This is a genomic window from Acinetobacter sp. AS5 (assembly GCF_048957595.1).
Taxonomy (GTDB): Bacteria; Pseudomonadota; Gammaproteobacteria; order Pseudomonadales; family Moraxellaceae; genus Acinetobacter.
Genome location: NZ_JARDAL010000008.1, coordinates 50,052 through 64,876, shown reverse-complemented (window position 1 = coordinate 64,876; position 14,825 = coordinate 50,052). Strand labels below are relative to the sequence as shown.

Here is a 14,825-nt window from a genome sequence, read left to right as displayed (position 1 = left end):
TACTTCATGCTTAAATTTCGCTTATCATTCACACAAATTTAAAACAACAACGGTTCCGATATGACACATCCACAAACAACAGCGCCTGTTCTGGTTACCGGTGCATCGGGTTATATTGCCAGCTGGGTCATCCAGAAATTACTCACGCAAGGCTATACTGTACATGCCACGGTACGTGACCTAAATAAAAGTAAAAGCTTTGCCCATTTAGAAAAAATTGCCGACAGCACACCGGGAACTCTCAAGTTATTTCAGGCCAATTTATTAAGCCCGGGTTCTTTTGATCAGGCGATGCAAGGCTGTGAAATTGTCTTTCATATGGCCTCACCTTTTGTGGTCACCAACTATAAAGATGCAGTCAAAGATATTATCGAACCTGCGGTGTTAGGCACTGAAAATGTACTGAATAGTGTCAATCAGACTGAATCAGTGAAACGCGTGATCGTGACATCGAGTATCGCATCTACCTATGGCGATGCCATTGATATTCTACAAACTGAGAATAACAGTTTTGATGAATCATGCTGGAATACCACCAGTTCAGCCACACATCAGCCTTATCCTTATTCTAAAGTCATGGCAGAGCGTAAAGCCTGGGAAATGGCTGAAGCACAGGATCGCTGGGATCTGGTCTGTATCAATCCTGCACTGGTTTTTGGTCAATCCTTAACCCCAAATACCCAATCCGGCAGTGTGGAAGTCCTGCAACAGTTTGCCAACGGCATGACCCTGCTTGGCGTTCCACCGATGTGGAATGGCGTGGTCGATGTTCAGGATGTCGCTGAAGCGCATATCCGTGCTGCGTTTAATCCGCAAGCGCATGGCCGTTATATCATTTGTAGTGAAAGCTTGAGCCTGCTGGAAATGGGCCAAATTCTGCGAGCACATTTTGGCAATAAGTTTCCGTTCCCGCGCAATCAACTGCCCAAAGCAGCCTTTAAACTGTTCGGGCCTGTAGCAGGTTTTAGCCGCAAATTTGTAGAACTGAATATGGGTTATCCAATTTTCTTTAATGCCCAGAAAAGTAAAGATGAGCTCGGTATTGAGTATCGTCCGGTGAAAGAAAGTCTGGTGGAACATTTCCAGCAGCTGCTCGATGATGGTGTCGTGAAAAAATATATTCCTTAATCTTTCTATGCGAAAAAGCCACCCGAAGGTGGCTTTTTTAACTCTTATTCTTTCATGAAATATCCAGAGATTTAGGCCTCAAGCTGACCATAATCCTGCATCAAGCCAATAAACTGTTGTTCATTGATCACTGGGATACCCAGTTTTTCTGCTTTATCCAGTTTTGAGCCAGCTTTTTCACCTGCAACCACACATTTGGTTTTACTAGACACACTGCCACTGACTCGCGCACCTAAGGCTTGCAATAACTGGGTGGCATCATCCCGTCCCATACTGCTTAAAGTTCCGGTAACCACCCAGCTTTCGCCGTTCAATGGCTGACGGGTCGGTGCAATCGGTGCATCCCAGTGAATACCGGCAGCCAGTAAACGATCCAAAACTTCCAGATTATGTGGCGCCTGGAAGAAATCCAGAATCCATTCCGCAGTAATATCACCGACATCTGGTGTTTTCTTTAATGCTTCAATATCAGCATTGCGTAATGCCTCCAGTGTTTGGAAAGTATTGGCCAGCATCCGCGCCGTGGTTTCACCTACCCCACGAATACCGAGGGCATAGATAAAAGCAGCCAGTGTAGTTTTCTTGCTGTTTTCGATGGCATCCAAAAGATTCTGAACCGATTTGGCCCCCATCTTTTCAATACCGAGCAACGTCTGACGATGTTCATGCAGATGGTAAATATCCGAGACATCTTTGAGTAGATTCAGATGCAGCAACGATTCTGCCCAACGGTCACCCAAGCCTTCAATATCCATGGCTTTACGTGAGACAAAGTGACGAATGGCTTCAATACGCTGCGCGGCACAATATAGTCCGCCCGAACAGCGTGCCAAGGCTTCGCCTTCCGGCATGACCACGGGTGAATCACAGACTGGACATTGTTCAGGTAAATGCACTTCAACTGCATCAACCGGGCGAAATTCCGGCCAGACTTTTTCCACCTTAGGAATTACATCGCCACTACGATAAACACTGACGGTATCACCAATACGTACATCCAGACGGTGAATTTCGCCAATATTGTGCAGGGTTACATTAGATACTGTTACTCCACCGACAGCAACTGGATTTAAACGCGCAACCGGCGTCAATGTTCCAGTACGACCCACTTGCCAGTTAATATTTTCTACTGTGGTCAGTGCTGCAACTGCCGGAAATTTATAGGCGGTGGCCCAACGCGGTTCACGGCTCAGGAAACCAAGCTGTTGTTGCTGTTTCAGGTCATTGACCTTGATCACCATACCATCGATTTCGACACTGAGACTGGCACGCTCATCAATGATCTGTTCGTAGACCTTTTGCACGTCCTGAATACTGTCACAGATAAAGTGACGCTCGCCAACCGCAAAACCGAACTGATGTAACCATTCCAGACTGGCGGACATAGTGGTTTGTCCATGATGCGGCACGCACTGAGCAATCCCATAAGCATAAAAAGCCAATGGCCGCGAGGCAGCAATATTCGGGTCCAGCTGACGCAAACTTCCTGCCGCAGCATTACGCGGATTAGCAAAGGTCTTTTCACCTTTGGCGGCATTGGCAGCATTCAATTTTTCAAAACCGGATTTCGGCATCAACACTTCGCCGCGGACTTCCAACAAATCGGGAATGATGCCATTCACTGGAGATAAAAGTTTCGGCAGGTTGCGAATAGTTCTGACATTCTGGGTGATGTCTTCACCGGTTTCCCCATCGCCGCGCGTCACCCCACGCGTCAGTACGCCATGCTCATACCAGAGTGAAATGGCCAGACCATCAAATTTCAGTTCAACATCATATTCAATTTTTTGATTCGGCAAACGTTCTTCAATACGGCGGGCAAAAGCCAGCAGATCTTCCTGATTAAAGACATTGCCTAATGACAGCATCGGCACGGCGTGTGTTACGGTCACAAATTTTGAAAGCGCCTGCCCACCCACTTTATCGGTCGGGCTATCGGACTGGATCAGGTCAGGATATTGTTGTTCTAAGGCTTTGAGCTGATGAAAGAGCTGATCATATTCACTGTCTTCAATGCTCGGTTGATCCATCACATAATAAGCATGGTTATGCTTGGCAAGCAGTTGAATCAGTTGACGCATTTGCGCAATGACAGTGGCATCTTGGGTCATAATTTCACCATAAAAAAGGGCGGAAAATCCGCCCTGTAGAATATTCAGCTTTTAGCTATTATAAAAATTGCAGTCTACAGATTCAACTTGGAGATTGAACAAAGCAGCCTTAAACTTCCGTTCCTTGTCCAGCACGATAATCAATGGCCTGATGGCGCCAGAATTCACGTAATTGTGGAGTAAATTCCTGCTGGTTCTGGTCATAGACCAGACCATCGACTTCACGGGCAATCAAACGTGAAATACTGTCCATGGTATCAAACGCATTTTGTACATCGCTATGCGGTAAAGCCAGGAAGAATGCCAGACCTTTCACTTCCTGAGTCGACAGGGTTTCCAAATCAAAGCCTTCCATCCCAGTATCAGTCATTTGCAGTACTGAGAACAGCAGTTTTGAACCGTCTTCACTATAACGGTGGAAACAGGCCAACTCACCATAACGCAGGCCATATTTCAATAAAACCTTCAAGGTTTTATCACCCGAAAGTACACGGCCTTGCGGATAGATATGCAAAGAAATAATGGTTTCAGCATTGGACAAAGCACTTTCTTCATCCACTATTTTTTGCTCATGCAGATGTGCATCCAGAATACTGCTTTCATCATTAAATTCAGAAATTTCTGCTTTTTCGATGTTACTGTTCAGGCTGAATTCAGGCGTTTCTTCCTTGGTTTCAGTCTGGCTATTCTCCTGCTCTGCTTTTACTTGCGGAATATCTGCTGCCGTGACTACCGACTTTGCCACTCCTTCAGCTTCTGTTGACGGGACAACTGCAAGAGTTTCGACCGCTGCCGGCTCAACCGGAGTTGATTCAGCCTTTTGAAATACTGAAGGCTTTTCAGGAGCCGGCTCATCTATACTCAGGCTTGGCTCGATACGATCAGATTCGACATCCTGTTGTGCCAACTGAGAACGTACATGCCTTGGAATGATCGGTGTCTGGCTATCCGGGTCGATATGCAGGTTGGCATCCAGTGAAGGCACAGCCTCTACAGGTTTTTTGAACAGCATTCTTATACCAAACAGCATAATCACAATTGCGATAACAATCCCGATAATGGTGGTGATTTCCATATTATACCTCCGCAGCTAGGCCGTATTCTTTTGCCTGTTCCAAATTAACTGTCACTAATTTTGATGTTCCCGGTTCAGGCATGGTTACACCTAAAAGATCAGTCGCCATCATCATTGCAAGTTTGTTATGGGTAATATAAATAAATTGCACTTGTTCAGAAAGCTCTTTGACTAAATTACAAAAGCGTCCCACATTGGCATCATCCAGCGGTGCATCGACTTCATCCAGTACGCAAAATGGTGCCGGATTTAAGCGAAAAATCGCGAATACCAATGCTAATGCAGTTAAAGCCTTTTCTCCACCCGAGAGTAAGGCCAATGAGCTGTTTCGTTTACCCGGTGGTCGGGCCATGAGTTTTACCCCCGATTGCCAGCCATCTTCAAGGCTTAAACTCGCCTCACCGCCTTCAAACACTTTCGGGAACAGGTTTTGCAGTTCAGCATTGACCTGATCAAACGTGTGCATAAACAGTTTACGGGTTTCCTGGTCAATACTTTTCATCGCAGCCTGTAGCTGTTCAACCGTATTTTCCAGATCCTGCATCTGGTGACTCAGTTCCTCATAACGTTTTGATACTTCTTCATATTCTTCAGAAGCCGCCAGATTGACTGCACCGAGTTTATCAAACTGGGCCTGAGCTTTTTCCAGTTTGGTTTGATGTACTTTAAGGTCAATATTCAGTCCGGAAATTACTTCACTATTCAATTCTTTCAGCTGTTCAGAATAATGCTGCAAATCAGATTTGGCTGCCTGCCAGGCCAGACGTTTTTCTTCCAGTGTACTGCGGAGTTTTTCATCCTGCTGCTGGAAGCTGTGACGCTGTTCGGTCAGCTGCTGCTGTTTGCTCTGCACCTGATTTAATTCAATCTGCCAGTCGGCCCAGGTCTTTTGCAGCTTTTCAGTGATCTGCGCCTGTTCATTAAACTGGCTCTGTAAAGCAGGTAATTCCAGCTGTACCGGATCAACAAATTTCTTGGCCTGCTCGATTTGTGCAGTAATTTGTTGAGACTGTTCTTTTAGGAATACCTGATCTTTTTCCAGCAATTCAATTTGCTGCTGGCTTTGCACATTTTGCCTACGCAGCACTTCTAATTCCTGCTGCGCTTGCTGACTGAGCTGCTGTGAGTCATCCAGCTGAGTACTCAATTCTTCCAGCTGGAATTGCAGGGTTTTATAATTTGGTAGCGCCTGTTCCAGTTTGATATTCAAGGCATGCAGATCAATTTCCAGATCATCTTTCTGCATGGCATCTTCTTCAAGCTGCTCATCCAGTTGTTGTAACTGATGCTGTAATTGCTGCTTTTGCAATGCAAAAGCCTGCGCACTACTTTGTACTTTAGCAATATTGACATCGAGTTGCTGCAGCTGCTTTTGGGTATGCTTGTGCTGCTCGCTGATACTCTGAATCTGATTTTGCAAAGCTTTAACCTGATCGGCGAATTCAGGTAACTGCTGCTCCAGCTGCATAAGCTTGGGTTCAAGTTCCGCAAGCTGCTGCTCGATTTCATCCAGACGGATTCGATGACTCAATGCGCCTTGTCCGGCCTGACTGGCTTCATCATAGTCCAGCGCAATGACCCAGTCTGACCCAACATGATAGCCATCCAGACTTAGGATTGACTGGCCTTGTAATAGGTCAGTTTGAAGCGGTAATGCTTGTGCTAATGTATCTACGACCGCGACTTGTTGCCACAGTGAATAATGCGGAGATTCAATCCAGTCGGCCAGACACATCGTATTGGCAATCTGAATTTTATTCTGAACAGCCTGTTGTTTTAACTGACGTGCACGATCTTCAAGGAAGTGCTCGCCCTCTGCCAGAATCTGGGCAGACAGCCACTTGGCCAGAAACTTTTCGATCAGGCTGGCATGTCCTTTGCCTGCATCATTGAGCTTAAGCACATGCATCAACTGGACCGCATCACTCTTGGCATTTGGGTTGGCTTTGGTCAGTAATTGGCTCAGGTTTTTCTTTTCTGAATGCAGGACCTGAATTTCAGATTTGAGCTGCATCAGCTGTTGTTGACGACTCGCCTGCTCTTCCTGAATCTGCTCGAATTGAGTTCTTAAATCTGTTAATTGAATTTCATAGCCAACGATTTGCTGTTCAGCCTGGGCTTTGTCTGCCTGATACTGCACCAGCTCATCTTGCTGCGCCTGTTGCTGGATCTGTGCATTTTGCTGTTGGAGCGTCTGTTTCTGCTGTTCAATCCGTTCAATATTCTTTGCCAGTTGCTCGCTTTGAGCCAGCATTTGTAATTTATGCTGTTGCTGCTGTTCGACCTGAGTTTTAATCTGTGCGAATTGCGCTGCTACTGAACTCTGCTGGGATTTGAGCTCACTCAGATTCTGACTATGCGTCTGAGTCTGGCCATCTTGCTGTTGCAATTGTGCCTGTTGATCTTCAAATTGCTGCTGCAAGGTTTCGAGTTGCAGTTCAATCAACTGCAAACGCTCTTTAGTCTGGGCTTTTTGCTGTTCCAGTTTGACCAGACTGGTGGAATTCTGCTCCAGCAAAGACTGCTTTTGTTGCAGGGTCATTTCCAGTTCAGCCAGTTTTTTCTCAGCCTGTTGCCATTCGCTTTGCAAAGGGGTGGATTGCTGAATTAGACGCTGAAACAGTTCACTGGTACTGCCCAAATCATGTTCAACGGTAGTCAGTTCAGAGCGCACCAGCTTAAAATTTTCCCCGAGCATATTCATCTCAAGGGTATATTCTTCTTGTAAGCGCTGGCTCTGCTCACATTGAAAAGACAGAATTTCGATCTTAATCGTACGTATCTGCCCTTCCAGTTCTTTATATTGAATCGCACTTTCCGACTGACGTTTCAGGGTTTTTAGCTGAGATTTCAGTTCGGAGGCGATATCTTCCAGACGCGACAGGTTTTGTGTGGTGTGATCCAGATGCAGCATGGTTTCACGGCGACGCGCCTGATAACGCGATACCCCGGCCGCTTCCTCAATATAGACCCGCATTTCATCTGGCTTGGCATCGACCAGGCGGTTAATCATGCCCTGTTCAATAATCGCATAAGAACGTGGCCCAAGACCGGTACCAAGGAAAATATCGGTAATATCACGACGACGGCATTTGCTGCCATTCAGAAAATATTCAGACTTGCCATCGCGGTTGACCTGACGGCGTACTGCCAGTTCATTATAGGCATTATAAGCACCGCCCAGCTTGCCATAGGTATTGTCAAAGCGCAGTTCTACACTGGCCATGCCCACCGGTTTACGCTTGGCAGTTCCGGTGAAGATGACATCCTGCATGCTGCCACCACGCAACTGACGCGCACTGGACTCGCCCATGACCCAGCGTATGGCATCAATGACGTTGGATTTACCACAACCATTCGGTCCCACGACCGCAGTACGATTATCTTTAAAATTTAAAGTGGTACTGTCGGCAAAAGATTTAAAGCCTGAAAGTTTTAAACTGCTTAAACGCATAATGTCCTGATTTAACGTCGTGAGCGTCTGGCCCACGCGAGTTCAATTTGTTTCATCCGTGTCAGAGATTCCAACACAAGGTTGCGCAAGTGTCGACAAAAATCTTCCATAAATAAAGTGGCCTGATGGCTTTTTCGTATCAAAATTGCTTCAGTGACCAGTTTAAATAAGGCAAAAGATTCCTGTAACTCGCGTCTGGAAATATTCAGGGTCAAAAAATAGCTCCGACGTAAAGAAGGCAGCAGTTCCTGATAGTAGCGCATCAGATAAGGATTCCCGACCATCTCATGCTGCTGGGCCATGCCCTGAAAGATCAGATCATAAAACTTTTCAGTGTGTCCTTGGCGGGTTTCTGCTTCCAATTGCTCTAATAATAGCTGAATACGCTCAGCTTCATGCACCCGCCAGGTTTCCGCCATGCGATGCACCATCTGCCCGAGCAATAACGAGGTCATATCAAATAAGGCACGCACCTGCAAGGCCGACATTTCCGATACAATCGCCCCACGGCGCGGAAAGATTTCAATCAGCTGGGTGCGTTCCAGCAAAAGCAGGGCTTCACGAACCGAACCCCGACTGACATCGAGCTCCGAGGCAATCCTGAGCTCCTGTATACGTTCGCCTTCGACCAGTTCACCGCGAATAATCTGTTCGCTAATGTGCTTGGCAATCTGCTCAGACAAACTGTGCGCTTGTTCTAATGGCATACCGTTCCTGTCTTTATTTTTATGGATACTGGTTTAGCCCTTTATTTGGACTATGTTGCTATTAAACGGGTTTTTATCCATAAATACTTTGACATTGTCAGACAATCTTATGTCTATACAGCCAACCTAAGTTCATAAAAAAGGAGAATAGTCATCTATTCTCCTAATACGGTACATCAGTTCAAACTAAAAGGTTTAAATCAGGCCATAAAACCCTGATAAATAAAATACAGGCCGACGGTGGTCAGTAAAGCAGCAAAACATTTTTTTAATACTGCCGGTGAAAGCAGATGTGCCACTTTTGCCCCCAGCTTGGCAGTGAAAAAACTCATCATGCTGATACCAATAAAGGCATAAATATGAATATAACCAATGGTATTTGGTACGGTGACCTGCGCCTGTTTACCGAACCAGATAAACCCCAACGCACCTGCAACTGCAATCGGTAAACCGCAAGCCGCAGAGGTCGCCACTGCTTTTTGCATTACGATCCCGCAGCGATTCAGAAACGGAACGGTCAGACTTCCCCCACCAATCCCAAAGATGGCCGATGCCACACCGATCCCGCCACCCGCAGCAATTTGTACCGGGGTTGAAGGCAATTTTTGATTCGGATCAATCTGAATATGCGCTCCTCTAAACATTCTAAAAGCCACCCAGACCGCAAAGAAACCGATCAGTAACTGCAAACCTTGACCAGATAAATAGTCGGCAATCCCCGCACCCAAGAAAGAGCCAATGATCAGACCTGGCGCCAGATTACGAAATACGGGCCATAGCACTGCCCCTCGTTGATGATGCGCCATGACCGAGCTGATAGAAGTCACAATAATTGTTGCCAAGGAAGTGCCCACCGCCATATGCATAATCACGCTGGGATCGTACTGGAGCTGGGTAAAAACAATGTAGAGGATGGGCACAATAATCAAACCACCGCCGACCCCAAACAGGCCTGCGGTGAATCCGGCAATTGCACCAATCAATAAATATATGATTAACTCCATAACGATATTTACCACGTTTAGATTCAAATGGATGTAGAAACTCGTGAACTGCAACAACGATTAAGCGATGCAGGCCAACTCCCGGAAGTATTACTCATCAAACCGATTACTACATCGACCAATGATGATGTACGCGAATTGGCAACGAAGGGGGTGCAGCAGGTTCTGGTGTGCAGTCATGTGCAGACCCAAGGCCGTGGACAGCGTCAACGTCAGTGGATATCACCTGAAGGGAACATCTATTTAAGCACATTGCTGCATACACAAAAACCCATTGATGGTCGTCTGGCGCTGGAAATTGCGTTAAATATCCTGCAAATGCCGAGTCTAAAAGGCCTGGAATTACAGGTGAAATGGCCGAATGACCTGTATAGCCTGCAAGGAAAATGGGGCGGTATTCTGGTCGAGCCGATTTCAACCACACAGGTGGTGGTCGGTGTCGGTTTAAATATCGACCCTCTGCCCACTGACCTTCCAGATCAGCAGGTTAGCTCCTTGAGCGAGCTGGGATTATCCTGCACCTCAAGAGTCGAGCTGATTGCCCAGTTATATCTGGCGATTCAGCAAGCCGGGCAATGGTTTAATTATAGCAGTCAAAACCTGGCGGCACGTTTCAATCGATCGGCTGCATTTATGCAACAAGCAGTTGAATTTACTGACGTGCAAGGGCAATATTCCGGTACTTTTCTGGGGATTCAGGATGATGGTGCAGTCAAGATTTTGACCGATCAGGGAATCCAGACCTTTTATCAGGGACAGCTCCGCCTTCAACACGTTGGACGAACAGGCATACAGCAATGAAAAAATTATGGTTGGATATTGGCAATACCCGGCTGAAATACTGGATTACCGAGCATGATCAGATTATTGAACAAGCAGCGGAATTACATTTACAGTCCCCTGCTGATTTGTTACTTGGCCTGATCCAGCATTTCAGAGCGCTGGGCTTGCATCAGGTAGGTCTATCCTCGGTCCAGGATAAAATCAATAATGAGCGCATTCTCAGCATTTTAGAAAGCCTGCATATTCCAGTGATTTTTGCTCAGGTACAGGCAGAATATGCCGGTCTGATCTGTGGCTATGATGAACCTTCGCAACTGGGTATTGACCGCTGGTTACAGGTACTTGCAGTGGCGACTCAAGCGCATGAAAATTATTGTGTGATTAGTTGTGGTACGGCGCTGACTATTGATCTGGCGAAAGGACAACAACATTTGGGGGGGTTTATTCTGCCAAATCTGTACTTGCAACGTGACTCCCTAATTCAGAATACCAAAGGCATTAAAATTCCGGATGCCGCTTTTTCTGAACTCAATCCCGGACGCAATACCATCGACGCTGTTCATCATGGCATTCTGCTGGGTCTGCTCAGCACCATTGAAAAAGTACTACATGATTTTCCAGCACAGCTGGTTTTAACCGGTGGAGATGCACCGCTGTTTGCACAACATCTCGCTCAGTATCAGCCCCGAATTGAACCTGATCTCTTGCTTAAAGGCCTGCAGCATTTTGCAGCTCATTTGCCAGACACTGTTTGATAATGTCCAGCAATTGGGGGAATTCGGCAAAACCATCAGCCTTGTTAAAATGTCCAGCTTTTTTGATCTCAAAAATTTGTGCATTCAGGCTATGTGCTAAACGCAAGGAAATCGGTGCAGGCACATAAGGATCATTACTGGAGATCAGCATCACCGCACGTTTATAGCTATACGGCAAGTTTTTCAGATCAAGTCGCACAGCCTGCAGTATTTTATTCAGTTCTGACCATGCAACCAAGGGTGTATCAAAGGCTGAGACCAGAATGATGCCACCGATCTTGCGTTGCTGCTGAATATAATGTTCCTGTAAAAAGTTTAAAACACTGACGCAACTCAGGCCATGTGCAACTAAAAAGGTATGTTCATCCATGTGCGGAATATGCAGTTTCAGATTCTGCTGCCACTCTTCTAAATCAGGCTGAAAAGGGTTGGCCAGCATAATCCGCTTGGACTCAAAACCGGTATTTTTAAGCTGGCGACTAAGCCAAGGGTACCAGTGATCATTGGAGGTCGCCTGATAATCCGGCACGATATAGACTTTCTTTATTATATTTTTCATAGTGATTTACTTATTATCATTGAACGCAAATTGCGTCGACAAAAAATTAGTTTTAACCAGTCTGGAGATGGAATTCAAGTGCCTTTTTGAACACCATCTCATGTTAAACTTTAAAATTTAGCGAATACAACAACATGCTTAAACTTCGGATTTAATCAGATAAGGCTTGATCACTTTCCAGAGTTCCGGCAGATCAGTACAACCTTGAGAATCAATAAAATGCCCATGGTGCTTGGCATTCACCACAATGGCATCCAGACTGTCCGCCTGTTCCAGACTAAATTCAGGCGCAACCCGATCATCGCCTTCAGAATAGATCACTACACGCTCTGCAATCTGCTGTTTGAGTAAATCAAAATCGATCTCAGCAGCATCAATAAAAGGATTTACTTCATCCAGGCGACCCAATCGACCATTAAATCCCGCGATCAGTACCAGTTGCTGAATTTTCTGCTGTTTTAATTCTCTGGATAAGTAATGCAATGCGGCCACAGTTCCCAAGCTATGTGCAATAAAAATACTGTCCTCATCAATTGCATCAATCTGTTCACGCATTTGCTGATCCCAGATGTCCAGTGTCGGTGTAGTTGATGGATCGAGCCGGAGTACTTTTAAACTGACATTTTCTTGTTGGGCTTTTTCCTGAATCCATGGGTACCAGTTTTCTTCCGGGCTTGCAGTATAACCATGTACGACAATCACTTGGGTCATTTGAAATTTCTCTTTATTTTGTGCTGATATTCCCGAGTCTGCCTGATTAGATTTTTATTTTGGGTAAGTAAATGTTGTTTTGTTTAAACCGGTTTGACGATTTATTCGCAATAAAAAAAGGCGCTTAAAGCGCCTTTTTTAAAACCAAACTTATTTCTTATCGTTGCCGCCGAACAATGGACCCATGCCACCGCCGCCGCCAAACTGTTTCTGCAAGCCGCCGAGTGATTTCATCATTTTTGCCATACCCGATGGATTGGCAAATTTTTTCATCATCTTGGCCATTTGGGCATGTTGCTTGATCAGCTTGTTGACTTCTGCCACTTCCATACCGCAACCTGCTGCGATACGTTTTTTACGGCTTGGGTTCATCAGGTCTGGATTACGGCGCTCTTTGATAGTCATCGACTGGATAATCGCTTCCATTTTCTTGACCTGCTTTTCAGGATTGGCTTGCGCCAACGCATCTTGCAGACCGGCATTGCTCATGCCAGGAAGTTTGTCCAGGAAGCCCATCATGCCGCCCATCTTGTTCATCTGCTCAAACTGCATCAGCATGTCTTCAAAGTTGAAGCTGCCGCCTTTTTGCAGTTTTTTCGCCATTTTTTCGGCTTTTTCTTTGTCGACCTTGCGTTCAAGTTCTTCGACCAAAGAAAGTACATCACCCATACCGAGAATACGCTGTGCAACACGCTCAGGATGGAATGGCTCCAAGGCATCGAGTTTCTCACCCATACCCAAGAATTTGATTGGCTTGCCGGTAATCGCGCGTACTGAAAGCGCTGCACCACCGCGCGCATCACCATCAGTTTTGGTCAGGATCACACCAGTTAAAGGCAAGGCATCGTTGAATGCTTTCGCGGTGTTTGCCGCATCCTGACCGGTCATGGCATCGACCACGAACAGGGTTTCAGTCGGGTTTATCGCAGCATGCAGCTCTTTGATTTCACCCATCATGTCATCATCGATATGCAAACGGCCTGCCGTATCGACAATCAGCACATCGGCAAACTGGATTTTTGCCTGTTCAATCGCACGATTGACAATCGTAATTGGTTTTTCGTCTGCGCTGGATTCCAGGAAAATCGCACCGACTTCACCCGCGACAGTCTGTAGTTGTTTGATCGCAGCCGGACGATATACGTCGGCAGAGACCATCGCTACTTTTTTCTTTTGACGTTCTTGTAAGAAGCGTGCAAGTTTCGCTGCAGTTGTTGTTTTACCTGCACCCTGCAAGCCTGCAAGCAGGACAACCACAGGTGGTTTTGCAGCGAGGTCGAGGCTTTCATTGGCCTCGCCCATCATTTTGGTCAATTCGTCATGAACGATTTTGACAAAAGCCTGCCCAGGAGATAACTGAGTCATCACTTCCTGGCCTAATGCTTCTTCCTTAACTTTCGCGATGAATTCACGAGTTACAGGTAACGCAACATCGGCCTCAAGAAGCGCCATACGCACTTCACGTAACGTATCTTTAATATTGTCTTCGGTTAGCTGCCCTGAGCCAGTAACATTTCTTAAACTCTGCGTGAGTCGTTCTGTTAAGGTATCAAACATTGCAAAATCCGCTTAAAATAGCCATGAGCAAAAAATTGTTTCTTAAAATAGAAAATTTATGCATAGAATGCTATAGGATACTGTAGTTCGCAGCGAATTTATATAAATGAATATTCATCACCCTTAAAAAGGTTTGACATGGTTAGCCTCCCCTTGGTTTATACGATCTTAGCATTAGTCGCTTATACCGCTTCCTTCTGGTATCTGTTCATTCATTTAATGTCTAAACGTACCCCCAATCAATGGTTTGTTTCGCTAACTGCACTGCTTGGACTGAGCCTGCATGGACTGGTGTTATATGGTGATATGCATACTCCGCTAGGCATTAATTATGATGTCTTTTCCCTGTTTTCTTTTACCTCGGGTTTGATGCTGCTGCTCAGTATTATTTACAGTACTTATCGTCCGATTATTGCCCTGAACCTGATCGGGATTCCAGTGGCTGCCACAGGTTTGATCCTCGGTTTTGTCTTTACCCAGCCAGCTAAAATTATTATTCAGAACTCTCTAGGCTTGGACATTCATATTATTTTGTCTTTGTCTGCTTATGCAGTATTGCTCATGGCAACCATTCAGGCCGTAATTTTACGTTTTCAGGATCGTGAGCTGAAAAAGAAGCACAAACGCCGGGTTTGGGTCAGTTTGCTACCCTCTTATCAGGACATGGAATCACTGCTATTTGATATGCTGATGACCGGTTTTGTTTTACTTACCCTCGCTTTGGGCTTTGGCTTCTTTACCATCGACAATTTCTTTGCTCAGCATCTGGCACATAAAACTGCGTTCAGTATTATTTCCTGGCTGGTTTATGGTTCACTATTAATCGGACACTGGAAGTTTGGCTGGCGTGGCCAGAAAGCCGTGCGCTTTACCCTGATCGGTTTTGGCTTGCTGGCACTGGGTTTCATTGGGTCTAAATTTGTGCTGGAAATGATTCTAGGGCGATAATTCTGAGCCTTGAAATATTCAATTCATTGTTCA

At 45.7% G+C, this 14,825-nt stretch carries 12 protein-coding genes; 4 read left to right on the top strand and 8 right to left on the bottom strand.

Features of this window, described 5'->3' with window-relative positions; translation table 11 throughout:
• Positions 1-60: 60 nt before the first annotated feature.
• Positions 61-1,128, top strand: a complete 1,068-nt coding sequence (locus PV763_RS03810) for an SDR family oxidoreductase (RefSeq protein WP_420937380.1) — start codon at positions 61-63, stop codon at positions 1,126-1,128.
• 71 nt (positions 1,129-1,199) lie between these two features.
• Here the strand turns inward: PV763_RS03810 and ligA are convergent, their stop codons facing one another.
• The 5 genes from ligA to PV763_RS03785 form a co-directional block, all read right to left on the bottom strand.
• Entirely contained in the window at positions 1,200-3,239 is a 2,040-nt protein-coding gene (ligA, locus tag PV763_RS03805; RefSeq protein ID WP_420937379.1) for an NAD-dependent DNA ligase LigA, read from the bottom strand.
• Between the two features lie 109 nt (positions 3,240-3,348).
• A complete protein-coding gene (locus tag PV763_RS03800; RefSeq protein WP_420937378.1) occupies positions 3,349-4,314 on the bottom strand; it encodes a cell division protein ZipA C-terminal FtsZ-binding domain-containing protein in 966 nt (321 codons plus the stop codon).
• Position 4,315: 1 nt separating this feature from the next.
• Positions 4,316-7,768, bottom strand: a complete 3,453-nt coding sequence (smc, locus tag PV763_RS03795) for a chromosome segregation protein SMC (protein ID WP_420937396.1) — start codon at positions 7,766-7,768, stop codon at positions 4,316-4,318.
• A gap of 11 nt (positions 7,769-7,779) precedes the next feature.
• Entirely contained in the window at positions 7,780-8,475 is a 696-nt protein-coding gene (locus PV763_RS03790; RefSeq protein ID WP_313564811.1) for a GntR family transcriptional regulator, read from the bottom strand.
• A 200-nt stretch (positions 8,476-8,675) separates the two neighbouring features.
• Complete coding sequence (locus tag PV763_RS03785; RefSeq protein ID WP_005247146.1) at positions 8,676-9,479, bottom strand: sulfite exporter TauE/SafE family protein; 804 nt, start codon at positions 9,477-9,479, stop codon at positions 8,676-8,678.
• Positions 9,480-9,506: 27 nt separating this feature from the next.
• Between PV763_RS03785 and PV763_RS03780 the strand changes: the two genes are divergently transcribed.
• The gene (locus PV763_RS03780; protein ID WP_420937377.1) at positions 9,507-10,280 is read left to right on the top strand and encodes a biotin--[acetyl-CoA-carboxylase] ligase; all 774 of its coding nucleotides are present in this window, start codon (positions 9,507-9,509) and stop codon (positions 10,278-10,280) included.
• A complete protein-coding gene (locus tag PV763_RS03775; protein ID WP_420937376.1) occupies positions 10,277-11,017 on the top strand; it encodes a type III pantothenate kinase in 741 nt (246 codons plus the stop codon). Before PV763_RS03780 ends, PV763_RS03775 begins: the two co-directional genes overlap by 4 nt.
• On the opposite strand, the gene PV763_RS03770 is transcribed toward PV763_RS03775, so the two are convergent.
• The 3 genes from PV763_RS03770 to ffh all read right to left on the bottom strand — a co-directional run bounded on the left by PV763_RS03770 (position 10,971) and on the right by ffh (position 13,844).
• Positions 10,971-11,576 carry an RBBP9/YdeN family alpha/beta hydrolase gene (locus PV763_RS03770; protein ID WP_195725092.1) on the bottom strand — a complete coding sequence of 202 codons (606 nt, stop codon included), beginning with the start codon at positions 11,574-11,576 and terminating at the stop codon, positions 10,971-10,973. The two genes, PV763_RS03775 and PV763_RS03770, sit on opposite strands and share 47 nt — an antisense overlap.
• A 138-nt stretch (positions 11,577-11,714) precedes the next feature.
• Positions 11,715-12,287: an RBBP9/YdeN family alpha/beta hydrolase gene (locus PV763_RS03765; protein WP_420937375.1), complete on the bottom strand. Its 573-nt coding sequence runs from the start codon at positions 12,285-12,287 to the stop codon at positions 11,715-11,717.
• Positions 12,288-12,437: 150 nt separating this feature from the next.
• Entirely contained in the window at positions 12,438-13,844 is a 1,407-nt protein-coding gene (gene ffh, locus PV763_RS03760; RefSeq protein WP_004279196.1) for a signal recognition particle protein, read from the bottom strand.
• A 138-nt stretch (positions 13,845-13,982) separates the two neighbouring features.
• On the opposite strand from ffh, the gene PV763_RS03755 reads away from it, so the two are divergent.
• Positions 13,983-14,792, top strand: coding sequence for a cytochrome C assembly family protein (locus PV763_RS03755; protein WP_420937374.1), 810 nt, complete (start codon positions 13,983-13,985; stop codon positions 14,790-14,792).
• Positions 14,793-14,825 lie beyond the last annotated feature (33 nt).